Annotated in this window: 24 protein-coding genes; 16 read left to right on the plus strand and 8 right to left on the minus strand. The window is 48.5% G+C overall.

The window, feature by feature from the left end:
- Window positions 1-6: 6 nt before the first annotated feature.
- From L8G48_RS12630 to L8G48_RS12705, 16 genes are all read left to right on the plus strand, one after another.
- Entirely contained in the window at window positions 7-795 is a 789-nt protein-coding gene (locus L8G48_RS12630; RefSeq protein WP_248264975.1) for a DUF3450 domain-containing protein, read from the plus strand.
- Entirely contained in the window at window positions 792-2,159 is a 1,368-nt protein-coding gene (locus tag L8G48_RS12635) for a MotA/TolQ/ExbB proton channel family protein (protein ID WP_248264976.1), read from the plus strand. Before L8G48_RS12630 ends, L8G48_RS12635 begins: the two co-directional genes overlap by 4 nt.
- A 3-nt stretch (window positions 2,160-2,162) precedes the next feature.
- Entirely contained in the window at window positions 2,163-2,687 is a 525-nt protein-coding gene (locus L8G48_RS12640; RefSeq protein WP_248264977.1) for a MotA/TolQ/ExbB proton channel family protein, read from the plus strand.
- Window positions 2,688-2,699: 12 nt separating this feature from the next.
- Window positions 2,700-3,101 (plus strand): ExbD/TolR family protein, encoded by a 402-nt coding sequence (locus L8G48_RS12645; RefSeq protein WP_248264978.1) that lies wholly within the window; start codon window positions 2,700-2,702, stop codon window positions 3,099-3,101.
- Between the two features lies 1 nt (window position 3,102).
- Complete coding sequence (locus L8G48_RS12650) at window positions 3,103-3,714, plus strand: energy transducer TonB (RefSeq protein ID WP_248264979.1); 612 nt, start codon at window positions 3,103-3,105, stop codon at window positions 3,712-3,714.
- Window positions 3,715-3,717: 3 nt separating this feature from the next.
- On the plus strand, window positions 3,718-5,016 hold the full coding sequence (locus L8G48_RS12655; protein ID WP_248264980.1) for a tetratricopeptide repeat protein: 1,299 nt from the start codon (window positions 3,718-3,720) through the stop codon (window positions 5,014-5,016).
- A 409-nt stretch (window positions 5,017-5,425) separates the two neighbouring features.
- The gene (locus L8G48_RS12660) at window positions 5,426-5,803 is read left to right on the plus strand and encodes a response regulator (protein ID WP_248264981.1); all 378 of its coding nucleotides are present in this window, start codon (window positions 5,426-5,428) and stop codon (window positions 5,801-5,803) included.
- Window positions 5,804-5,816: 13 nt separating this feature from the next.
- Window positions 5,817-6,353 carry an adenine phosphoribosyltransferase gene (locus L8G48_RS12665; RefSeq protein WP_248264982.1) on the plus strand — a complete coding sequence of 179 codons (537 nt, stop codon included), beginning with the start codon at window positions 5,817-5,819 and terminating at the stop codon, window positions 6,351-6,353.
- A gap of 25 nt (window positions 6,354-6,378) precedes the next feature.
- Window positions 6,379-8,307 (plus strand): DNA polymerase III subunit gamma/tau, encoded by a 1,929-nt coding sequence (gene dnaX, locus L8G48_RS12670; protein ID WP_248265012.1) that lies wholly within the window; start codon window positions 6,379-6,381, stop codon window positions 8,305-8,307.
- A 30-nt stretch (window positions 8,308-8,337) separates the two neighbouring features.
- Window positions 8,338-8,664 carry a YbaB/EbfC family nucleoid-associated protein gene (locus tag L8G48_RS12675; protein ID WP_248264983.1) on the plus strand — a complete coding sequence of 109 codons (327 nt, stop codon included), beginning with the start codon at window positions 8,338-8,340 and terminating at the stop codon, window positions 8,662-8,664.
- Window positions 8,665-8,680: 16 nt separating this feature from the next.
- Window positions 8,681-9,286, plus strand: coding sequence for a recombination mediator RecR (gene recR / locus L8G48_RS12680; RefSeq protein ID WP_248264984.1), 606 nt, complete (start codon window positions 8,681-8,683; stop codon window positions 9,284-9,286).
- Window positions 9,287-9,351: 65 nt separating this feature from the next.
- Entirely contained in the window at window positions 9,352-11,265 is a 1,914-nt protein-coding gene (htpG, locus tag L8G48_RS12685; RefSeq protein WP_248264985.1) for a molecular chaperone HtpG, read from the plus strand.
- Between the two features lie 117 nt (window positions 11,266-11,382).
- Window positions 11,383-12,030, plus strand: a complete 648-nt coding sequence (gene adk, locus L8G48_RS12690) for an adenylate kinase (protein ID WP_248264986.1) — start codon at window positions 11,383-11,385, stop codon at window positions 12,028-12,030.
- An 89-nt stretch (window positions 12,031-12,119) separates the two neighbouring features.
- The gene (locus L8G48_RS12695; RefSeq protein WP_248264987.1) at window positions 12,120-12,527 is read left to right on the plus strand and encodes an MAPEG family protein; all 408 of its coding nucleotides are present in this window, start codon (window positions 12,120-12,122) and stop codon (window positions 12,525-12,527) included.
- 9 nt (window positions 12,528-12,536) lie between these two features.
- Window positions 12,537-13,325 carry an alpha/beta fold hydrolase gene (locus L8G48_RS12700; RefSeq protein ID WP_248264988.1) on the plus strand — a complete coding sequence of 263 codons (789 nt, stop codon included), beginning with the start codon at window positions 12,537-12,539 and terminating at the stop codon, window positions 13,323-13,325.
- Window positions 13,326-13,343: 18 nt separating this feature from the next.
- Entirely contained in the window at window positions 13,344-14,732 is a 1,389-nt protein-coding gene (locus L8G48_RS12705; protein ID WP_248264989.1) for an MATE family efflux transporter, read from the plus strand.
- On the opposite strand, the gene hisIE is transcribed toward L8G48_RS12705, so the two are convergent.
- From hisIE to hisG, 8 genes are read right to left on the minus strand one after another with little or no spacing between them, the layout of a single operon-like run.
- Window positions 14,729-15,337 (minus strand): bifunctional phosphoribosyl-AMP cyclohydrolase/phosphoribosyl-ATP diphosphatase HisIE, encoded by a 609-nt coding sequence (hisIE, locus tag L8G48_RS12710; protein WP_248264990.1) that lies wholly within the window; start codon window positions 15,335-15,337, stop codon window positions 14,729-14,731. The two genes, L8G48_RS12705 and hisIE, sit on opposite strands and share 4 nt — an antisense overlap.
- Window positions 15,334-16,131 carry an imidazole glycerol phosphate synthase subunit HisF gene (gene hisF / locus L8G48_RS12715; RefSeq protein ID WP_248264991.1) on the minus strand — a complete coding sequence of 266 codons (798 nt, stop codon included), beginning with the start codon at window positions 16,129-16,131 and terminating at the stop codon, window positions 15,334-15,336. The genes hisIE and hisF overlap by 4 nt, the downstream gene beginning before the upstream one ends.
- Entirely contained in the window at window positions 16,113-16,850 is a 738-nt protein-coding gene (gene hisA / locus L8G48_RS12720) for a 1-(5-phosphoribosyl)-5-[(5-phosphoribosylamino)methylideneamino]imidazole-4-carboxamide isomerase (protein ID WP_248264992.1), read from the minus strand. Before hisA ends, hisF begins: the two co-directional genes overlap by 19 nt.
- Window positions 16,844-17,434, minus strand: coding sequence for an imidazole glycerol phosphate synthase subunit HisH (gene hisH / locus L8G48_RS12725; RefSeq protein WP_248264993.1), 591 nt, complete (start codon window positions 17,432-17,434; stop codon window positions 16,844-16,846). The genes hisA and hisH overlap by 7 nt, the downstream gene beginning before the upstream one ends.
- Window positions 17,431-18,507 carry a bifunctional histidinol-phosphatase/imidazoleglycerol-phosphate dehydratase HisB gene (gene hisB, locus L8G48_RS12730; protein ID WP_248264994.1) on the minus strand — a complete coding sequence of 359 codons (1,077 nt, stop codon included), beginning with the start codon at window positions 18,505-18,507 and terminating at the stop codon, window positions 17,431-17,433. Before hisB ends, hisH begins: the two co-directional genes overlap by 4 nt.
- The gene (gene hisC, locus L8G48_RS12735) at window positions 18,504-19,562 is read right to left on the minus strand and encodes a histidinol-phosphate transaminase (protein WP_248264995.1); all 1,059 of its coding nucleotides are present in this window, start codon (window positions 19,560-19,562) and stop codon (window positions 18,504-18,506) included. Before hisC ends, hisB begins: the two co-directional genes overlap by 4 nt.
- Window positions 19,559-20,872, minus strand: a complete 1,314-nt coding sequence (gene hisD / locus L8G48_RS12740; RefSeq protein WP_248264996.1) for a histidinol dehydrogenase — start codon at window positions 20,870-20,872, stop codon at window positions 19,559-19,561. The genes hisC and hisD overlap by 4 nt, the downstream gene beginning before the upstream one ends.
- 6 nt (window positions 20,873-20,878) lie before the next feature.
- On the minus strand, window positions 20,879-21,772 hold the full coding sequence (hisG, locus tag L8G48_RS12745; protein WP_248264997.1) for an ATP phosphoribosyltransferase: 894 nt from the start codon (window positions 21,770-21,772) through the stop codon (window positions 20,879-20,881).
- Window positions 21,773-21,934 lie beyond the last annotated feature (162 nt).

Raw genomic sequence — 21,934 nt, forward strand, 5'->3', positions numbered from 1 at the left:
GGAACTATGACCAAAGTAATTAAAAGAACCAAACTCGCTGCAACCCTTATGGGTGTGATGGCGTTTGCTGGCACCGGCGTTGCCGCTGCACAGCAAGTAGATGTAGCTAAGCTGCAAAACGAAGAGCAAAAGATTTTAAACGCCAGCGAACAGTCGCAGGAGAAAATCAACTCTTTGTTCGAGCAAAGTCAGGACATGCTTATCGAGTATCGCTCAGTCGTTGCTGAGTACGAGAACTTGAAAGTCTATAATGACCACGTTCAGCGTTTGGTTAACGACCAAAACGCGACACTTGAGTCTCTGCAGGAGCAAATTAACGGAATTGAACGCACTAAACAGGGCGTTGTTCCTTTGATGTATGAAATGATCAATTCGCTTGAGCAATTCGTGAAATTGGATATTCCAATTCACCGCGAGAAGCGTATTGAGCGTGTTGAGCGTTTGCGTGACATTATGGACAGCTCAAGCGTTTCTACATCAGAGCAATTTCGTCAAATCATCGAAGCTTATCAGACAGAAATGGACTACGGTTCCGGTTTGATCTCTTACCAGGGCAACCTGGAAATTAACGGTGAAAAATTTGCTGTCGACTATTTCCATATGGGTCGTGTTGCATTCCTGGCGCAGTCTCTGGACTTAAAAAATGCTTGGATCTATAACAACGAAACCGATGAGTGGACTGCTTTGGAAGACGAGTTTATCCGTCCTCTGACCCAAGCGATTCGTATGTCACGTAAGCAACTTGCTTACGATCTGGTTAAACTTCCAGTATTCGCAGCGGAGAGTGCAGAATGAATAAATTAGTTAAATCGTTAATGATTGCAGCAGCAGTCACCCTTTCTGCAGGTACGACTCTCGCTGCTCAAGCTCAGGATCAATCTGAAGCTAAAAACTTAGATGAGCTGATGCAGCTTGTTGAGAAAAACCGTGTTTCTTCTCGCGCATTAAACGCAGAACGTGAGCGTGAGTTCACCGCTGCCCGCGCAGACAAGCAGGCTTTGCTTAACCGTGCTGAACAGCAGTTAAAGGAAGAGAAAGCTCGCGGCAAACGTTTACAGGAAGAGTTTTCTGAAAATGAAATTAACCTGGCGAACAAAGAGCAAGAACTCGAGAATGCTAAAGGCACCTTAGGTGAAATGTTCGGTGTTGTTCGCGGTGCTGCAACAGAAACCATCGGTCGTATTGCAACGTCAATTGTGAGTGCGCAATACCCTGGCCGTGAAGACGTTTTAGAAAGCTTGTCTGAAGCCAAAGAGCTTCCTACTCTGGAAGAACTTGAAGAGCTTTGGAAAGCGTTATTAACTGAAATGGTCGAATCGGGTAAAGTGGTTAAGTTTAATACCCAAGTAACTTTGCTTGACGGCGGTAGCGAAAGCCGTGAAGTGGTGCGTATTGGTACCTTTAACTTAATTTCTGACAACGAGTACCTGGTGTACAACGATGTGACAGAACAAGTTCAGCCGTTGGGCCGTCAACCGCAGGGTGCTGCAACTTCACAAGCTGAAGAGTTTGCTAGCACCGAAGAAGGTTATGAAGGCGTATTCCTTGATCCGTCAAAAGGCCAGATTCTTAGCTTGTTGACTAACAAAGCAACCTTGGAAGAGCGTTATCATCAGGGTGAGACCGTTGGTTATGTAATCACTGCAGTGTTAATTCTGGGTCTGCTAATTTCTATCTTCAAACTGGTTACTCTGACAACTGCAGCCGGTAAAATTCGTTCTCAGTTGAAAAACACAGACAAGCCTAAAGATAACAACGCATTGGGTCGTATTCTTAAGGTTTATCATGAGAATAAGAAAGCCGATGTTGAAAACCTGGAACTGAAACTGGACGAAGCCATTCTGCGTGAAACACCAAGGGTTGAAAGTGGCATTAATGTCATCAAGATTCTTGCCGCTATCGCACCGTTGCTTGGACTGTTAGGTACGGTTGTTGGTATGATTGGTACGTTCCAGTCGATTACACTGTTTGGTACCGGTGATCCTAAGATCATGGCAGGCGATATCTCTATGGCGTTGGTAACAACGGCTATGGGTCTGATTGCCGCTATTCCATTGATTTTGGCTCACAGTATTGTGGCTTCTCGCGGCAAGTCTATTGTTCATATTCTGGACGAGCAGGCGGCGGGTATCGTAGCTACGCATTCGGAGAAGGAGTAACCCATGCTTTACCTGATGGAACTTTGGGAATCTATCAGGGATTTTTTGGCTACCGGTGGCGATGTCCTGTACATCGTCATGGGGGTGCTCTTTCTAATGTGGGTACTGATGATTGAGCGTTATTGGTATCTTACCGGTGCTTTCCCGAAATTTCGCAAAGAAATTATTGCGAAATGGGATGCCCGTAAGGACACCACCTCATGGTACGCCCATAGAATCCGTGAAGCATGGATTTCCGAAGCGAACGATAAACTGAATGCACGTATTCTGTTGATAAAAACTTGTGTTGCCTTATGTCCGCTGGTCGGGCTGCTGGGTACCGTAACAGGTATGATTGCGGTGTTTGAAATCATGGCAGTACAAGGGACGGGTAACCCTCGTCTAATGGCATCGGGTATTTCGATGGCAACAATCCCGACAATGGCGGGAATGGTTGCAGCGTTATCCGGTATGTTCTTTGCGACACGCCTTGAAAGTAAAGTGCGCAGAGCGAAAGAACGCCTTATTGACAGTTTGCCACATCACTAAGAGAGTAAAACTATGGCACGTAATCGTAATCGAGAAGAGGAAGATGCGTCGATCGACATGACGCCGATGCTCGACATCGTCTTCATTATGTTGATCTTCTTTATCGTAACGACCTCATTCGTCAAAGAAGCGGGTATTCAGGTTAATAAACCTGAAGCGAGTAATACGACCAAGGAACCTTCGGCTAACATCTTTATCGCTATTCGCGATACCGGTGAGGTCTGGATGGATAAACGTCAAGTAGATGTTGAACGCGTAGGTGCGAACATTGAACGTATGCTTGCCGAACAACCAACTGATGTTGTTGTTATCCAGGCAGATAACAAAGCTGAACATGGTGTCGTTGTCGAAGTTATGGATCAAGTTAAGGAAGCGGGTATCGACAAGATATCCATAGCTGCGGAGAAGAACTAATATGGTGCGCTTTTTAGTATCTTTACTACTAGGTGCCGCCGTTACGTTTGCTCTGTTTGCTTTCATGGCTTACTTAATCGGCGGAGGAGCTCAGCGCAACGAAGCGCCGCCTCCATCGCCGGTTATTGACATCGTAACGTCGCCACCGGATTCTGATGTTCAAGAGCGTCAGCGTACGCCGCCGCCGCCACCGCCACCGCCGGAGCAACCACCGGAAACGCCGCAGTCTGAACCAGATACATCAGACAGTGGTATGAACATGAACATGGGTTTTGATGTTGATGTTGGTGGAGCTGACACCGGACTTTCGGGGCCTGGTGGAGGTTTGAGTTCCGACGGTGACGCAACACCAATTGTTCGTATTGAACCGCGTTATCCACCATCAGCAGCCCGAAACGGCACTGAAGGCTGGGTACAACTGCGTTTCACTATCGATCAACAAGGTGGTGTAACTGACGTTGAAGTCATCGATTCTGAACCTCGTCGAGTGTTTGACCGTGAGGCACGACGTGCATTGTTGCGTTGGAAATATAAACCTCAGGTCATTGATGGTAAGCCTGTCCGTCAGGAAGGCATGACCGTTCAACTTGACTTCACAATGGATGGGAGCTAAGAAATGAAATATACAGTAAAAACATTTGTTAGTGCCCTGGCGTTTGCTTCGATTATGTCGATGACAACGGTCCCGGCTTTGGCTCAGGACCTTGGCTTCAATATTCCGGATAAAGAGACCGTTGAGGCGCAGAAGAAAGCTCGTGACAATAAAGCGGCTTCGCAAAGTATTGGTCGAGCCATCATGGATGCGTTTGAGCTGTATGAAGAAGACGAAATAAAAGAAGCCATAGCGATTCTTGAAGATCAAGATCCTGAGCCGGGATATGACTCGGCTTACTTAGGTCGTTTTTTGGGTAATCTTTATGCAGCAGATGAACGCATGGCTGACGCTTTAGCAGTCTTGAAAGACTCCGTTGATCAAGATGTGCTGGGTTGGAATGATCAATCTGCGGCTCTGAAACTGGTAGGGCAAATTAGTTTGCAGGAAGAGAAATACGCGCAAAGTCTTGAATACCTGAAGCAGTGGGTCCAATTCACCGGCGAGCGTGATTCTCAGGTGTTCTTGTATATGGCCAATGCGCACTATCAGATGAAGAACTTCGGGGAAATTATTCCTTTTGCGGAAGCGTCTTTGCAGGCCGCTGATAAACCGGACAAAAATATCTATACGCTAATGATGGCGTCTTACTATGAACGTAAGATGTATCCTCAGGCGATAGAGGTTCTTGAAGAAGGTTTAAACAAGCTACCCGAAGTAACAGCTTGGTGGCCTCAACTCGCTCAGTTTTACATGCTTGAAGAGAATCTTGGAAAATCTCTTCAGACCATGGAAATAGCTTATATGGCTGGATATCTCGATACGGAAAGTCAGTATAAAATGCTGGTTCAACTGTACGATAATGAAGGTATTCCATACAAAGCAGCCAGTACCATGGAAAAGCATGTAAAAGCAGGAGATATTGAGGGTACAGCGAAAAACTTTGCAACTATTGCGAATAGTTTTCATCGGGCAAAAGCGCTTGACAAAGCTGTAGCTTGGTATCAACGTGCAGCTGGAGCGACTAACGACAGTGACGACAAAGGTGAATATTACCGTAAGCAGGGTAACCTGATGCTGTTAAACGAACAGTATATTGCGGCAACGGATCCTTTGAAAAAGGCACTGGACTATTTAGGACGTAAAGATGAAGGCCGCGTTTATATGTCATTAGCAGAAGCGTATTTCTATGGTGGTGACTATCGCCAGGCAATGCGTTATGTTGATGAAGCGGCAACCTTCGACGGTCAACGTCGCAGTGCTCGTAGCTGGAAAGGTTACATAAAATCGACAGCAGAACGAAAAGGCATCAAACTCAATTAATCGCTTTTCGTTATAACTGCACAGTAAAACCCGGCCACAGTGTCGGGTTTTTGTTTTTGGGGACAGAATGAAATCAGCACCCTAAAGACAAGATAAGTGAGCAATTCCAACCCCGGGAACTAGATGCAAAGCAAAGATTAAACCAACTTACTCAGTAGCAATTAATATTAACAGTAAAGAATTGAATTCAACTTTTATCGTCGTAAAGGATCGAGTATGATCGGCCTTGATTTCATTGAGGGGTAAAAGTTATGTCATCAGAAACCTTTAAAGAACCTGCGGGCAAACGATTTTTGCTTATTGCAGTTGTCCTGTTTGTAATTACTGGCTGTTTGCCATTAGTTTTACGTTTAACTCAGCTTATTTCTGCCTAATTAAATCCTCATTAACTATCAGGTAAGCGACATTTATGTCAGTGACTTTACTCGTTGTCGAGGATAAAGACACAACTCGCCAGTCTATTTGTCAGGCGATAGAACCGCTTGGCTTAGATGTAACCCTTGCATGTGATGGTCTTGATGGTTTCAGTAAGGCGAAACAGTCGTATTTTGATATCATCCTGCTTGATCATAAAATGCCGGTGATGGACGGTTTATCATTATTGAAAAACTTACGCGAATTGGATGCCTATCGGCACAACCCATTACTGTTCATGTCAACGCAGGATCTAACAGAAGTTGAACCCAAAGCATTAAAAGCCGGGGCAACGGAATGTCTTGCTAAACCGCTTCAAGGAGACTTTTTGCGTGATATTTTGAAGGCGTGGGTGATGCGTTTTGTTGCCTAATAACGAGAATGAGATGACAAACTCAACGACAACGGATATCAGGGACTCAATAGGTTCTATTAAGGATTATCCAAAACCGGGTGTAATCTTTCGTGATATTACTCCTTTGTTGCAAGACGCCACTGCCTTCCGGTGTGCAGTTGACGTTTTAAAACATCGTTACAGCAAGTCAGGCATTACCCAGATAGCGGCTATTGAAGCACGGGGTTTCATTTTTGGTTCGGCATTAGCTTATGCAATGGGATGCGGGGTAACGCTTCTGCGAAAACCGGGGAAGCTGCCCGGTAAAATTGTCAGTCAAAGCTACCAGTTAGAATATGGCTCTGATCAATTGCAAATGCACGAAAATGCATTGACTGAAGACGATCGCGTATTGATTATTGATGATCTGCTGGCAACCGGGGGAACCGTTATTGCAGCAAATCAATTGATAGCCTCTGCGGGTGCCGAGGTTGCCGAAGCTGCTTTTATTGTGTCATTACCGGAACTGGGCGGCGAAGATAAATTGCAGCATGCAGGCGTTGCATGCTATACCTTATGTCAGTTTTAACGACACAGAGTTAAGAATTCGCCCTATGAGTTATCAGGTACTGGCAAGAAAGTGGCGACCTTCTCAATTTGAGGAAGTTGTTGGTCAACAACATGTTCTGAAACCGCTTGAGCATGCGCTCGATAAGCAGCGGCTGCATCATGCTTATCTGTTTACGGGCACCCGTGGGGTTGGAAAAACAACCATCGCTCGCATACTGGCTAAAGCCCTTAATTGTGAACAAGGCATTACTTCAACGCCTTGTGGCCAGTGCAGTGCCTGTCTGGAAATTGAGCAGGGGCGATTCGTTGACTTGTTGGAAATTGATGCCGCCTCAAGAACCAAAGTTGAAGACACCCGCGAGTTACTTGATAACGTTCAGTATCGTCCAACTCGCGGGCGCTATAAAGTTTACCTGATTGACGAAGTGCATATGCTGTCGCGGCACAGTTTTAATGCGCTTTTAAAAACTCTGGAAGAGCCGCCGGAACATGTGAAGTTTCTGCTGGCCACTACGGATCCGCAAAAATTACCGGTGACCATTTTGTCGCGTTGCCTGCAGTTCAATTTAAAAGCGCTGTCGAATGACGATATTTCCCAACAACTGAATTACGTTCTGGGGCAGGAGCAGGTTAAGGCAGACGCTGACGCGTTGCCATTATTAGCCCGCTCAGCTCGAGGCAGTATGCGTGACGCATTAAGTTTAACCGATCAAGCCATTGCTCAGGGAAACGGTGCCGTTAGTATTAACAGTGTCAGACGTATGCTGGGTAATGTCCCTGTGGCAGATATCGCTGCATTGCTGGATTGCGTACTTGACGGTGATGCAGAAACGGTAATGCAGCGTGTTGATGCGATGGTATCTATGGTACCTGATCTCAGCTCAGTTTTGGTTGAGCTGCAAAGCTTGCTGCATCAGCTGGCGTTGGTTCAACAGGTGCCGGACGCGGCTAATGCTTTTGAAAACAGCGATGTGCTTAAGCCGTTGTTACGACGCATGCCAGCCGAATTGATTCAGGTTTTTTACCGTATTGTTCTGGAAGGGCGCCGTGAGCAGGCCTTCGCTATTGATGCGCGCAGCGGTCTGGAAATGACTTTGTTGCGTTTACTGTGTTTCCGTCCGGCAGAGAGTACGGATTCTAATGATATCGATACGTTAAGCTCGACTCAGAATACTGATATTCCCAGTTCAGAACTGACCGATTCGGAGTTGCAGGAACCGATGCCGGAACCTGAATTTACTGAACCGTTGCCGCCCGAACAAGATTCAGAGCCGGCGTTTACGTATCCCGAGCAGGCAGCAGAACATGACGCTGGTGATAACGAACCGCCTTCGTATCATGCTGAAGAACCAAAAGCAGAACCAGAATCAGAACCCGCGCAGCAGGATTCCGGTGTGTCCGATTTACTGCGTGTTCGTGAACAGCTGGCTGAAAAAAAAAATCCCGGCAAAGGTAATCAGTCGGTAGATGCTCCGGCGCAGACTGAATCCGCCGCGCCGATAAAATTTGAAGCAACAGAGCCAACAACGGAAGAAAAGTCAGACCCAAGTGACTATGCGCTGCCCGAGTTGAATGATGATATTCGCGAAGCGGCTGAAATTGATAAATGGAGCGCGATGATAGCGGGTATGGACATTTCCGGTCTGGCTCGTCAGGTATTGTTGAACTCTGAGTTGCAGAAAACCGGAGACGACGACTGGTTGATCCTGGTTGCAGAACAACAGAAAAGTTTACTGAATGAATCGACCGACGCGGCCGTCAGAGAGTCTTTGGCGGGTTTATTAGGCACTAGCGCGGGTGTACAGTTTAAAGTCGGAGTACCGGCTCAGCCAACGCCTCTTATGGTGCAGCAACATATTAATGAGTATCGGCATCAACGCGCCTGTGAAATATTACAGGCGGATACCGGGGTGCAGGAATTACAGCAAAAGTTTCAAGCGCAAATTGATGAATCGTCAATTCAGGCGCGCTAATTTTCAAAAGCTTAAACGAGGAAGAGAACTATGATGAAAGGTGGAATGGGTAACATGATGAAGCAGGCGCAACAAATGCAGGAGCGCATGCAGCAAGCCCAGGAAGAAGTTGCTAACATGGAAGTCACCGGTGAAGCCGGCGCGGGTTTGGTAAAAATCACCATGTTGGGTAATCACAACGTAAAACGCGTGAGCATTGACCCAAGCTTGATGGAAGATGACCAGGATATGCTGGAAGATTTGATTGCTGCCGCAACCAACGATGCGGTGCGCCGGGTTGAAGAAACCAGCAAAGAGCGTATGTCAGAAATTACTGGTGGTCTGGGTTTGCCTCCGGGTTTTAAAATGCCGTTCTGAGAACTGAGGCAGGTTAATGAGTATTAGTCCGGCAATCGATGAACTTGTTGATAATTTAAAACGCCTACCGGGTGTTGGCCAGAAGTCAGCCCAGCGTATGGCGTTTCATTTGCTTGAACGTGATCGTGGTGGCGCCTCAAGGCTCGCTGAATCACTGCAGTCCGCGGTTGAAAAAGTGGGGCACTGTGAGTGCTGCCGGACCTTAACAGAAGAGCCGTTGTGTCGAATTTGCAGCAACCCGATGCGGCGCGAAAACGGTGTGCTGTGCGTTGTTGAAACACCCGCTGATGTATTAGCCATTGAACAAACCTCTCAGTTTCAGGGGCGCTACTTTGTGCTGATGGGACATTTGTCTCCTCTGGACGGCATTGGTCCGGTAGATATTGGTCTGGATGAGCTTGAACGACAGTTGCAGAATGAGCCGGTTAAAGAGATTGTATTAGCAACGAATCCAACCGTAGAAGGTGATGCTACGGCACATTACATTGCCGATATTGCTGCACAACAAAATATTAATACCACCCGTATAGCTCACGGCGTGCCAGTCGGCGGTGAGCTGGGTTATGTTGATCAAACCACACTCGGCCACGCCTTCAGCGGCCGAAAACAATTTTCCCGGTGACTTGAAAATATTTCCTGCGCCCCCATTACTGTTGCCATAGGTAATAACAGCAGGAGAAATATACTATGGCGGAAGCCGGTCAAATGGAAAAACATGGATTTCAGACAGAAGTTAAACAATTACTTCACCTGATGATTCATTCTCTGTATTCCAATAAAGAAATTTTCTTACGTGAACTGGTCTCCAATGCGTCTGACGCGGCGGATAAATTGCGCTTTAAAGCTTTAAGTGACAATTCCCTGTATGGAGACGACAGTGATCTGCACGTTCGTGTTTCTGTTGATAAAGACAGCCGCACCATCACTATCAGCGATAATGGTGTGGGTATGACACGCGATGACGTGATGAGTAACCTGGGGACTATTGCGAAGTCAGGTACGGCTGAATTCTTCGGTCAGTTGTCGGGTGACGAATCAAAGGACAGCAAGCTCATCGGTCAGTTTGGTGTAGGCTTTTACTCGGCCTTTATTGTTGCTGACGAAGTTACGGTAAGAACTCGCTCCGGCTTGGAAAAAGAGGCATCAGCGGTTGAATGGCGCTCTCAAGGCGAGGGTGAATTCGAAATTGCTGACATTGATAAAGCCCGTCGCGGCACTGATATTATTTTGCATCTGAAAGACGATGCCGATGAGTTTTTAGATAAAAACCGCTTGCGTGGCATTATCAATAAATACTCAGAACACTTAAGCATACCGGTGCAAATGTGGAAAGAGCCGGTACCCGAGTCCGAAGATGACGAAGGTAATAAAGTGGAAGGGCAGCCCGGTGAATGGGAGACCGTCAACTCAGGTCAGGCACTCTGGACTCGTGAAAAATCGGACATTACTGATGAAGAATACAAAGAGTTTTACAAAACCGTAGCTCACGATTTTGATGAGCCGCTGCTGTGGAGCCACAACAAAGTTGAAGGTACAACCGAATACACTAACTTGCTGTACATTCCTAAACGCGCTCCCTGGGACTTATGGAATCGCGAGCAGCAGCACGGTGTTAAGCTTTATGTGAAGCGCGTATTCATCATGGATGACGCCGAGCAGTTAATGCCAACGTATTTGCGCTTTGTGCGTGGTCTGGTGGACTCTAACGATTTACCGCTGAATGTTTCGCGCGAAATTCTGCAGGACAATAAAATTACCCGTGCCATGCGAAACGGCAGTACCAAGAAAGTGTTGCAAATGCTGAAAAAGCTGGCAAAAGACGACCAGAAGCAATATCAACAGTTCTGGGATACGTTTGGTAATGTGCTGAAAGAAGGTCCGGCAGAGGATCACTCCAACCGTGAGCGTATTTCCGAACTGTTGCGTTTTGCTTCCACGCATAACGACGGCGCTGTGCAGTCAGTCAGCCTGGACGACTACATTGAGCGTATGAAAGAAGGCCAGGATAAAATTTTCTACATTGTTGCTGACAGCTATGAAGCTGCCAGAAATAACCCTGCGCTGGAAATCTTTAACAAAAAAGGTATTGAAGTGCTGCTGCTTTCAGAGCGCATCGATGAATGGCTGATGAGTCATCTGACTGAATTTAAAGAGAAGCAGCTTCAGTCAGTCACGCGTGGAGACTTAGATCTGGGTGAACTGGACGACGAGGAAGCCAAGGCTGAACAGGAAAAAGCGGAAGAGGCTTTCAAAGAAAATCTGGAGCGTTTCGAGCACGCCTTAGGTGATAAAGTTAAGAAGGTTCGTGTGACCAATCGCTTAACAGATTCTCCAGCCTGTATCATTACCGATGACAATGATATGAGCACGCAGATGGCGAAGTTGATGGAAGCCGCCGGGCAGACGGTTCCTGAAACCAAATATATCTTTGAGGTTAATCCTGAGCACCCATTGGTTCAGCGTATGCTGACCAAAGAGGATGACACCTTTAAAGAATGGGCTGAAGTGCTATTGGATCAGGCAACGTTGGCAGAGCGAGGCAACTTGAAAGACCCTGCCTCCTTTGTTACCCGCCTTAATAAATTAATGCTGAACGCATAATTTTACACCCGCCGCTGCCGGTAACTCGTTGCCCGCAGCGGCTTTCTGCGCTTGTAATACCCTGCCTGTCAGGGTAAAGTTCGGGGCAGACTTTTGAATCATACAAAGAGGTTTTCTATGCGCATTATTTTGTTAGGCGCCCCGGGAGCTGGAAAGGGAACTCAGGCTCAGTTTCTGATGAACACTTTTGGGATCCCTCAAATTTCCACGGGTGATATGTTGCGTTCAGCAATCAAATCAGGTTCGGAATTGGGTAAAAAAGCCAAGCAAGTTATGGACGCCGGACAGTTAGTGTCTGACGATATCATTATCGAGCTGGTTAAAGAACGTATTGCCGAACCGGACTGCCAGAATGGCTTTCTGCTTGACGGCTTTCCAAGAACCATTCCGCAAGCTGACGCAATGCGCGATAACGGCATTGAAATTGACTATGTACTGGAATTTGAAGTTCCGGATGAAGTTATCGTTGAACGTATGAGTGGCCGCCGTGTTCACCCCGGTTCAGGACGTGTTTATCACGTAGAGCACAATCCTCCTAAAGAGGAGGGCAAAGACGATGAAACTGGCGAAGAGCTGGTTATTCGCCCGGACGATCAAGAACAAACCGTTCGTAAACGCTTGTCGGTTTACCATGAGCAGACCGAGCCTTTGGTTGAGTATTATCAAAAGTTGTCTGAGGAAGGTAAAACGCAGTGCCATAAAATTGATGGCACACAACCCGTTGAAAAAGTCAGTGAGCAGTTAAGTACTTTGCTTAAAAAATAGCCGGCTAATAAAAGGCTCACATAGTGAGCCTTTTTTGATGAAGCCAGTTTTGACAACGTCAAAAAGTAACAACTAATAAGAAGCATGCAATGACATCCCAATTGACAATTACCGGTTTGTACGCCGGAGTTCTGACGCTCATTTATCTTGTTCTGGCGGTGCAGATTATTCGTTTACGCTGGAAGCACCGGGTCGGCATTGGTACGGGTGAAGCCGAAGAACTTAATATTGCGGTACGCATTCATGGTAACTTTATTGAATATGTGCCATTGGCGCTTATTTTGTTTGCGACGATGGAAGTCCAGAATGCGTCCGTAGGCTTGCTGCATGGGGTAGGAATTGCACTGATTATTGCGCGCTTATGTCATGCCGTTGGACTGACTCGCAGCGCTGGGGTTAGCCTGCCAAGAACCATTGGCGTATTGACTACTTTTGCGGTTTTATTGTTGTCGGCTGGCTTCGGTATTGGTCAGTTTATTGGTGTCAGTTTATCCTAAAGTGAAGCTATGTCTGAATTAGAAGCTGGAATTCATCTCTACGGAGAGCAACAAAATACCCCGGTGATATTGTTGCACAGTTCTCAAAGTGCAAGCACGCAGTGGCGTGCACTGGTAAAAAATTTAATCAGCAGTCACTTTGTTATTGCAGTTGACTTACTCGGCTATGGACAGGCGCCCAAGGTTGAATTTGCGGCTAACTTCAGGCTGGAGCAGGAGTTACCCCGCATTATCTCAGCAGTTGAACATCTGGGCTTGTCACAACCGGTGCAATTGGTTGGTCATTCCTATGGTGGCGCGGTTGCGTTAAAGCTCGCGTTAGAAAACCCGTTTAAGATTGCAGACGTTGTGCTTTATGAACCGGTGGCCTTTCATGCGTTACCGGATGACTCTCCCGGTATGCTCGAAATTCAGGAAATTAGTCAGGCCATGCACGGTAGAGACGCCATAGAATGCACGCGCACTTTTGTGGATTACTGGAACAATGCCGGTTATTTCGATGCTTTACCGGAGCGTATTCAACAGCTGATGGTCAGTCAGGCCGACAAGGTTGCGTTAGATTTTGATGCGTTGCTTAATGAACCGCGTCGATTAAATGACTACAGTGGTGTTGACCAACACGTGTTGCTGTTACAGGGTGAACATACCCGTCGCAGCGCAAAAGCGGTAGCCGAAGCCTTATCCACGGTATTACCTGACCTTGAAAGAGCCTTTGTTGCGGCCGGGCATATGGGGCCACTAACCCATTCGGCTGACGTCAACGAACGTATTTTGCGGTTTTTAAGAAACTCACCTTAACCCGGAGAGTGAAAACGAGTGAATTGGTGGACTAATAACAAAGCCGAATGTCGTAAGCTGGCTAAGCTGACCGGTCCAATTTTGGTTGCTCAGCTCACTCAAATGTTAATGAGTGTGGTTGATACCGTTATGGCCGGCCGCAAAGGGGCTCTGGATTTGGCGGCGGTTTCAGTCGGCGGCAGCATTTTTGTACCGGCAACGCTGTTAGTCTTTGGCCTGGCTTTAGCCCTGGCTCCAATTATTTCACATCTGGATGGTTCAAATTCACACCGGCGCGTTGCCAATATACTGCAACAGGGCTTATACGCCTGCGCTATTGTTGGTGTTATTACCCTTATCGGAATGTCTTCCGCGCCCTGGTTACTGGATGCGATGGAGGTTGAAAACGACTTTCGCGCCATCACGCTGGATTACCTGTTTTATGTTGCCTGGGGCATACCGGGTTTTGTTATTTATGCGGTTTTAAGAAACTTCTGCGAAGGTATGTCGAATACCATGCCGTCGCTCATCATTGGCTTTATCGGCTTAATTATTAACATACCCGCCAACTACATTTTTGTTTATGGTGAATTTGGGATGCCGGAACTGGGTGGTGCCGGTTGTGGCCTGGCAACGGCCATTGTACTTTGGGGCATGGCCATTTCTATGGTCGTGTACACCTTTACGGCAAAACGGTATAAGCGATTACGGCTGCTGCGCCGCTGGTATCGGCCCAACTGGGACGATGTTACCTACGTTATCCGTATCGGCTTCCCGATATCCATGTCATTGTTCTTCGAAGTCAGCTTATTTGCGGCGGTGGCGCTATTGATAGCTCCGTTAGGACCGACCGTAGTTTCTGCGCACCAAATTGCGCTGAATATCAGTTCACTGGTGTATATGGTGCCGCTGAGTATTTCTATGGCGGTGACTTTACGGGTGGGCTTTGCGCTGGGTGCCGGTGACCCGAAAAATGCCATGTTGAGTTTTAAACTGGCTATGCTGTTTGGTGGTGCGTTTGCCGCTGTGAACGGTCTTATCATGTACTTGGGCGGCGGCTGGCTGGCGAGTCTGTATACGCCCGACAAAGATATTATCAATCTGGCAGCGACATTGATGGGTCTGGCGGCTATTTTTACTGTGTCCGATACGTTCCAGGCCATTTCTATTGGCACTCTGCGAGGCTATAAAGACACTAAATATCCAATGGTACTGGCGTTTATCTCTTACTGGCCATTTGGTTTAACCGTTGGTTTTATTCTGGGGCGTACCGACTGGGTGGTACCGGCCATGGGCGCGGCTGGTTTCTGGATTGGTTTTATCAGTGGTTTAAGTGTCGCGGCGGTACTCTTGTCATTGCGCTTACGCCGCGTATCCCGCAAATACGAGCGTAAGCATTTTCGTGAACAGCTTAATAGTGCCGCTTAACCGCGGCGCTTCGCTAACACTTCCAACACATCTTCCAGGCTGAGTTCGCTTGCCTGTAGCACAACCAACAGATGATAAAGTAAGTCTGCACTTTCGTTAACCAATTCGTGTTTATCTTCAGTTGCCGCGGCTAAAGCTACTTCCACGCCTTCTTCGCCAACTTTTTGAGCCGCGCGTTTTATGCCTTTAGCAAACAGGCTGGCGGTATAGCTTTCGCTGGCATCTGCGCCTTTACGGCCAGCGATAAGCGTATCTAATTCGTGTAGCAACGGTTTAGGCGCAGCATCAAAACAACTGCGGTTACCTAAGTGGCAGGTCGCTCCATCGGGCAGAGCGTGAACTAACAGCGCGTCATCATCACAATCTGAATACATGCCTTTAAGATGCAGGTAGTTTTTCGAGCTCTCGCCCTTGGTCCATAAACGCTCTTTGCTGCGGCTGTAAAAGGTGGTTTTGCCGGTTGTTAAACTTTCTTTTATAGCTTCAGCATTCATGTAGCCCTGCATTAAAACTTCACCGGTCAACGCATGTTGTACGGTACAGGGAATCAGTCCCGACATTTTTTCCCAGGCCAGCTGGTCAATGGTTTCTAACTCAATTTTCATAGTGTCTCCTGAGGCGCTTCTATAGCGCGAACGACAACATTATTAGCCGCCATTGCCGTTTTTACGTCGGCAATGCTGAATATGTTTTTGTGAAAGACCGAAGCCGCCAGCGCGCCGTCAACTTTGGCCTGCTGAAAGGCATCGATAAAGTGCTGAATTTCACCAGCACCACCAGAGGCTATCAGGGGAACCGAGCAGTATTCACGTAAAGCCGACAGTTGCGCAATATCGTAGCCTTTGCGAACACCGTCCTGGTTCATGCAATTCAGAACAATTTCACCAGCACCGCGGGCAATTACTTCTTGTAGCCAGTCTTTGGTCTGCCAGGCTGATTTACGTGACTTGCTTTCATCGCCGGTAAACTGATGCACTTCGTATTGATCTGACTGTTCGTTGTAAAAACTGTCAATACCAATAACGATGCACTGCTGGCCAAATTCTTCAACCAAGGTATTAATTAAATCGGGGTTGAGCAGGGCCGGTGAGTTAATCGAAATTTTATCCGCCCCCATGGAGAGCATGGTCTGTGCGTGCTCAACCGAACGAATGCCGCCGGCTACGGTAAACGGAATATTAATTTCCCGTGCCACCCGCTCAACCCATGACTTATCCACCGTTCGACCATCGGCCGAGGCGGTAATGTCATAAAATACCAGTTCGTCAGCGCCGCTTTCTGCATAACGCTTTGCCAGCGGCTCTATGTCACCAATAATTTCATGGTTACGGAACTTAACCCCTTTTACCACTTGTCCGTCACGAACATCCAGGCAAGGTATTACGCGTTTTGCCAGCATTCCAGAGCCTCCTGCATAGTGAAAGCGCCGGTAAGTAAAGACTTACCCAGAATAACTGAATCACAGTTTACGGCTTTCAAATCTTTAAGATCGTCTAAGCAACTGACACCACCCGACGCCTGCCAGACCACCTGTGGGTAAAGCTGCTTGTAGCGCTTGTAAAGCTCGACGTTGGTGCCGGTCATAGTACCGTCTTTGCTAATGTCGGTACAAAGTACATGGCGACAGCCTAAATCAAGATAACGATTCAGAATATTGTCCAGTGTGTGCGTGCTGGCCTGCTGCCAGCCGTGCGTAGCCACCATGGCGTTGCCATTCGGGTCTATGTTGACATCCAGCGCGAGTACAATTTTTTCCGGGCCGTATGTTTCAAACCAACCAGAGACTTTCTCGGGGTTATTCACGGCTGTCGAGCCAATAATGGCGCGTTCAATACCGGCTTCAAACAGGGTTTCTAGGTCCGCTGTTGTGCGTATGCCGCCACCGGCCTGGCATTTCATACCCGACTCCGAAACCAGTTTTGCCAGTAAATTCTGCTGGCGCCTGTCGGGATCTTTTGCGCCGTCTAAGTCGACCAGGTGCAACCATTCGGCACCGGCTTTGGCATAAAGCTGAGCCTGCCCCAGCGGGGTTAAATCAAACTCGGTTTTTTGTGCAAAGTCACCCTGATACAGGCGCACCACTTTGCCATCGATGAGATCCAGAGCTGGTATCAGCATAGTTCTAACTCCAAAAATCGTTTCAACAGGGCTTCGCCGAATTTGCCCGAACGTTCAGGGTGAAACTGCGCACCAAAATAATTGTTGTGGCGTATCATTGAGGCAAAGCGCTCGCCATATTCACTGCTGGAAATAGTATATTCATCAACTGCTACAGCAAAGCTGTGGACAAAATAGCAGTAATTACCGGTGTCATTAATGAGCGGGTTCTCGGCTGTTGGTTGCAGCGTATTCCAACCCATATGCGGCAGCGGTAAGCCAGTATCCCGAAGGCGCTTGGTTTTCGCCGGAATCAGGTTCAGGCAGTCAACATCGCCCTCTTCAGAATGAGACGTCAACAACTGCATGCCTAGGCAAATACCCAGCACCGGCTGGGTTAGCTGGCGCAAAGGCTCAACTAACTGCTTGCGCTGCAAATTACGCATAGCCGCGGCTGCGGTACCGACACCGGGTAAAATGACACGATCAGCGGCTTTTATCTGGTCGGCGTCATCGGTAATCAACACTGAGTAACCTAAGCGTTCCACCGCAAAGCGCACAGAGGTTAAATTGGCGCACTCGGTATCCACAATCACCACCTTCATGCCAGCATCCCCTTACTTGACGGCAGCTGTTGGTCGCCGGTTTTATTAATGGCCTGACGCAGAGCCCGGCCAAACACTTTAAACAGGCTTTCGACCTGGTGGTGGGTGTTACCTTCGGTGGTCGACAAATGCAGACTCATGGCCATAGCGTCGGTCAGCGAGCGGAAAAAGTGCTCGACCATCTCGGTTGATAACTCGCCCACTTTGTCGCGGGTGAAGTCAGCTTCCCACTTCAAATAGGGGCGTCCGGATAAATCTATCAGACACTCTGCCCGGCATTCATCCATAGGCAGCGCGAAACCAAAGCGACCAATACCGCGTTTGTCACCCAGTGCAGAGCGTAAGGCCTGACCTAAGGCTAATGCGGTATCTTCAATGGTGTGGTGGTCATCAATGTGCAAGTCGCCCTTAACCTGAACCGATAGTGAAAAACCGGCGTGGGTAGCTATCTGCTCCAGCATGTGATCAAAAAAGCCAATGCCGGTATCAAATACGCGTGGTGCCTGGCTGTCTAAATCCACTTTAATATTAATGTCGGTTTCGCGGGTGGTGCGGGTAACCGAAGCGGTACGCGGATTATCCAGCAACTGGTGCACAATGGCGTCCCAGTTCAATTCATTACGGCTGTAACGCAGGCCTTCAATGCCCATGTTCTCAGCCAGTTGCAGGTCGGTCTCGCGGTCGCCAATAACATACGAACTGGTAAAGTCGACACGGCCTTCTTTCAGATAGGAACGCACCAGTCCCAGTGCCGGTTTGCGGCAGCTGCAGTTATCATTGTCAAAGTGCGGGCAAATTAAAACATCGTCAAAGCGAATACCCTGGGACTCAAACACCGCCATCATCAAATTATGCGGGGCATCAAAGTCGGCCTGCGGAAAGCTGTCGGTACCCAGACCATCCTGATTCGATACCATCACCAGTTTGTAGCCCGCCCGTTGCAGTTTTAGCAGCGCCGGTACCACATTGGGTTCAAACACCAGCTTATCGACGCTGTCGAGCTGCTTGTCGATAGCAGGCTCTTCAACCAGGGTGCCGTCACGGTCGATAAATAACATTGCTTGTTGGCTCATAAATAATACTTCCGTAACTGTTGAATCAGTTCATTGTTTTCGGCAGCGCTGCCGACCGTAATACGCACCACATTATCTAAGCCCCGCTGGGCCGACTGGTTGCGTATTAATAAACCGGTATCGGCCAGTGCAGTCACTAAACCAACGGCGTCGTTACATTGATACAGCAGAAAATTCGTATCGCTCTCTGCTATTAAGCTCATTGGCATGGACTCAAGTTCGGTTTGAACTTTTTTGCGCTCACTCAGCAGCGCAGACACTTGTTTTTGCAGCCGTTCAAGCGAGCTTTTTTGTAGTGCCTGCACCGCAATTTGTACTGTTGGATCCGGTAGCGGGTAGGGGGCCAGAACTTTTTGCAGCAGTTCAATAATATCGTCGCTTGCTAGCAAAAAGCCACAACGGATGCCAGCTAAAGCAAAAGCTTTAGATAAGGTCCGCAATACTACCAAATTGGGGTAGCGCTCTAACCAATTGACCACACTGTCACCGGAGCTGAACTCAATATAGGCTTCATCCACCACCACAATAGAGCTGGGTGCGTGCTGCAGCACCTGTTCAATGTCATCGGGGTTCAACGCGCTACCCAAAGGGTTTGACGGAGAGCAAAGAAAAATAACCTTGCACTTAGTCGAGGCCTCAATTACGGCTTCAGTGTCCAGTTGCCAGTTATCCAGCAACGGCACTTCGTTGACACCCACCGCAAAGGTCTTGGCTGAAATGGCGTACATACCGTAGGTCGGCGGGCAAATTATGACTTTATCTTTGGCTGGCTCACAAAAGGCACGTATCAGCAGTTCAATGCCTTCGTCGGAACCGCGGCTGCTTAATACCTGTGACGCCTCAATGCCGGCGTACTCTGCATAGGCCTGGTTTAGCGGCTTCGACTGAAACTCCGGATACCGGTTAAGCTTAGTGTCATCAACTGAGTACGAATTGCTGTACGGTGACTCATTTGCGTTCAGCCAGATATTGCCGCCACTCATGCTGCGGCGAGCCGATGCGTAGGGCGTTAACTCTTTTAAGTGCTGGCGCTGCAACCGATCGACAATGCTCATAACTCGCTCTCCGTACGAATGGTCACGGCACGTTTGTGCGCATCTAAGCCTTCAACGTCGGCCAGTGTGGTAATGGCCTCCGCAAGCTGGCGCAATCCTTTCTGGCTGGCTTCCTGCACGGTGTAGCGGCGGTAAAAATCCGCCAAACCTAAACTGCTGTAGTTACGCGCGTAGCCATAAGTCGGCAGTACGTGGTTGGTACCGGTTGCATAGTCGCCGCCGGACTCGGGGGTAAAGTGCCCGACAAATATTGAGCCTGCGCGGGTCAACCGGGGTAACAGATCTCTTGCATTGTCTGTCTGAATACAAAGGTGCTCGGGGGCGTAGGCCTCACTAACGGCTATGGCTTCATCTATATCTGTTACTACTAACAGGCGACTGGACGCTAAAGCCTGCTCGGCAATATCGGCGCGGCTTAATTGCGCGCATTGCTCAATTAAAGCCTCCCGTATCTGCTCGGCAACGGCCATTGAAGGAGTCAGTAAAATTACCTGAGAATCCGGGCCGTGCTCGGCCTGTGACAGTAAATCGGCTGCCGCGTAGGCCGGATTGGCGCTGTCGTCGGCAATCACTAGCAGCTCTGAAGGGCCCGCCGGTAAGTCCATGGCACAGCCGCTGTCATTTTGGCTGACTTGTTGTTTGGCTTCGGTAACAAAACTGTTACCCGGGCCAAAGACTTTACCCACCGCGGGAGACGATTCTATACCGTAGGCCAAAGCGCCGATGGCTTGAGCACCACCGCACAATAAGATATCAGTCACGTCACAAAGTTTTGCCGCATAAAGCAGCGCTGCCGGCAGTTGTCCCTGCTTGTTCGGCGGGCTGGTCATAACCACTCGCTGACATCCGGCTATTTGTGCCGGAACGCCCAGCATTAACGCGGTAGACGGTAAGGTTGCCGTGCCACCGGGAATGTACAAACCGACCGCATCCAGTGGCGCAAAGCGCAGTTCGCACTGAACGCCAGGTGCGGTTTCTATACTGAGGTCTGTCGGACGCTGGGTCTCATGAAAACGATAAATAGTCTGATAAGCGGTATCAATGGCCCGTTTTACTTTGTCATCTAATTTAGCAATCGCCGCATCGACTTGCGCATCGTTTAAGCGCAGCGAAGTAGCGTCCGGGTTATCGAACTGGCGCGTGTACTTCAGCACTGCCTGTTCGCCGTTATCGCGGACATCGTTCAAAATGGCGGTCACGGTTTGGCGTAATGACTCTGCCTGAGCCTTCACCGGACGGGACAACCGCTGAAGCTGTTTCTCAGCGCTCAGGCTTTGCCATTGTTCAATGGGTATTTGTAAACGGCTCATAATCAATCACCCCATCATTTTTTCAATAGGTAACACAAGTATTGAGCTACAGCCCATGGCTTTCAGATCTTCCATGGTTTCCCAGAACAGCTTTTCGGTACTGACCATGTGTACGGCAACTTGCTCGTCGGTGTGGCTTAGCGGCAGAATGGTCGGGGTTTCCGCGCCAGGCAATAATTCAACCACTTGCTCCAGCTTGTTTTTAGGCGCATGCAGCATAATGTATTTGCTTTCCCGAGCCATTTGCACGCCGTCTATGCGTGGCAGTAACTGGTCAATCATGGCCTGCTTTTCGTCTGCTAATTTGTCGGCACGCTGAATGAGTTGTGCCTGCGAACGGAATATTACGTCCTTCTCAACCAGACCGTTTGCTTCCAGCGTAGCGCCGGTAGACACTAAGTCACAAATAGCTTCAGCCAGGCCGGCGCGGGGAGCAACTTCAACAGAGCCGGTCAGCATAACGGTACGGGCATTAACGCCGTTGTCTTTCAGGTAACGTTTCAGTAACTGAGGGTAGGTGGTGGCGACTCTCAGGCCATCTAAATCTTTCAGCGACTGGTACTGACTCTCTTTTGGAAGTGCCAGCGATAATCGACACTGTCCAAATTCCAGGCCGCGCAGTGGCTGATAAGCGGCGACCGAGTCGGTGGCAATGCGTTCTAAACGCGCCTCTTCCAGTACGTTCTCGCCGACAAGGCCAAGGTCGACCACGCCGTCCATAACCAGACCGGGAATGTCGTCATCACGAACGCGCAGTAAATCAATAGGATGACTGGTGCTATGCGCAATTAAGCGCGCTTCGTTAACACTAAACTTAACGCCGCAGGCATTCAGCAATGCCATCGATTCTTTACTCAGTCGTCCAGATTTCTGTATCGCAATGGTTAAACGGTCAGTCATAACAGCTCCTAAAATAAAAAAACCCCCGAAAGTGTGTGCCTTTCAGGGGTTGTATAGTCAATTGAAAGGCCAGCGTTTATACGGCTGGCCCAAACACAAAGTTCACGGCTAGGCCATATGGTTCCAGTGATGATGGTGGTGGCTGTGAACAAGGTGCATAAT

It is taken from the genome of Idiomarina aminovorans, from assembly GCF_023155095.1.
In the GTDB taxonomy this organism is placed as follows: Bacteria; Pseudomonadota; Gammaproteobacteria; order Enterobacterales; family Alteromonadaceae; genus Idiomarina; species Idiomarina aminovorans.

Coding starts and splice junctions, on each gene's coding strand:
- L8G48_RS12630 (WP_248264975.1), top strand. CDS start 7: ATGACCAAAGTAATTAAAAGAACCAAACTCGCTGCAACCCTTATGGGT.
- L8G48_RS12635 (WP_248264976.1), top strand. CDS start 792: ATGAATAAATTAGTTAAATCGTTAATGATTGCAGCAGCAGTCACCCTT.
- L8G48_RS12640 (WP_248264977.1), top strand. CDS start 2,163: ATGCTTTACCTGATGGAACTTTGGGAATCTATCAGGGATTTTTTGGCT.
- L8G48_RS12645 (WP_248264978.1), top strand. CDS start 2,700: ATGGCACGTAATCGTAATCGAGAAGAGGAAGATGCGTCGATCGACATG.
- L8G48_RS12650 (WP_248264979.1), top strand. CDS start 3,103: ATGGTGCGCTTTTTAGTATCTTTACTACTAGGTGCCGCCGTTACGTTT.
- L8G48_RS12655 (WP_248264980.1), top strand. CDS start 3,718: ATGAAATATACAGTAAAAACATTTGTTAGTGCCCTGGCGTTTGCTTCG.
- L8G48_RS12660 (WP_248264981.1), top strand. CDS start 5,426: ATGTCAGTGACTTTACTCGTTGTCGAGGATAAAGACACAACTCGCCAG.
- L8G48_RS12665 (WP_248264982.1), top strand. CDS start 5,817: ATGACAAACTCAACGACAACGGATATCAGGGACTCAATAGGTTCTATT.
- dnaX (WP_248265012.1), top strand. CDS start 6,379: ATGAGTTATCAGGTACTGGCAAGAAAGTGGCGACCTTCTCAATTTGAG.
- L8G48_RS12675 (WP_248264983.1), top strand. CDS start 8,338: ATGATGAAAGGTGGAATGGGTAACATGATGAAGCAGGCGCAACAAATG.
- recR (WP_248264984.1), top strand. CDS start 8,681: ATGAGTATTAGTCCGGCAATCGATGAACTTGTTGATAATTTAAAACGC.
- htpG (WP_248264985.1), top strand. CDS start 9,352: ATGGCGGAAGCCGGTCAAATGGAAAAACATGGATTTCAGACAGAAGTT.
- adk (WP_248264986.1), top strand. CDS start 11,383: ATGCGCATTATTTTGTTAGGCGCCCCGGGAGCTGGAAAGGGAACTCAG.
- L8G48_RS12695 (WP_248264987.1), top strand. CDS start 12,120: ATGACATCCCAATTGACAATTACCGGTTTGTACGCCGGAGTTCTGACG.
- L8G48_RS12700 (WP_248264988.1), top strand. CDS start 12,537: ATGTCTGAATTAGAAGCTGGAATTCATCTCTACGGAGAGCAACAAAAT.
- hisIE (WP_248264990.1), bottom strand. CDS start 15,337: ATGAAAATTGAGTTAGAAACCATTGACCAGCTGGCCTGGGAAAAAATG.
- hisF (WP_248264991.1), bottom strand. CDS start 16,131: ATGCTGGCAAAACGCGTAATACCTTGCCTGGATGTTCGTGACGGACAA.
- hisA (WP_248264992.1), bottom strand. CDS start 16,850: ATGCTGATACCAGCTCTGGATCTCATCGATGGCAAAGTGGTGCGCCTG.
- hisH (WP_248264993.1), bottom strand. CDS start 17,434: ATGAAGGTGGTGATTGTGGATACCGAGTGCGCCAATTTAACCTCTGTG.
- hisB (WP_248264994.1), bottom strand. CDS start 18,507: ATGAGCCAACAAGCAATGTTATTTATCGACCGTGACGGCACCCTGGTT.
- hisC (WP_248264995.1), bottom strand. CDS start 19,562: ATGAGCATTGTCGATCGGTTGCAGCGCCAGCACTTAAAAGAGTTAACG.
- hisD (WP_248264996.1), bottom strand. CDS start 20,872: ATGAGCCGTTTACAAATACCCATTGAACAATGGCAAAGCCTGAGCGCT.
- hisG (WP_248264997.1), bottom strand. CDS start 21,772: ATGACTGACCGTTTAACCATTGCGATACAGAAATCTGGACGACTGAGT.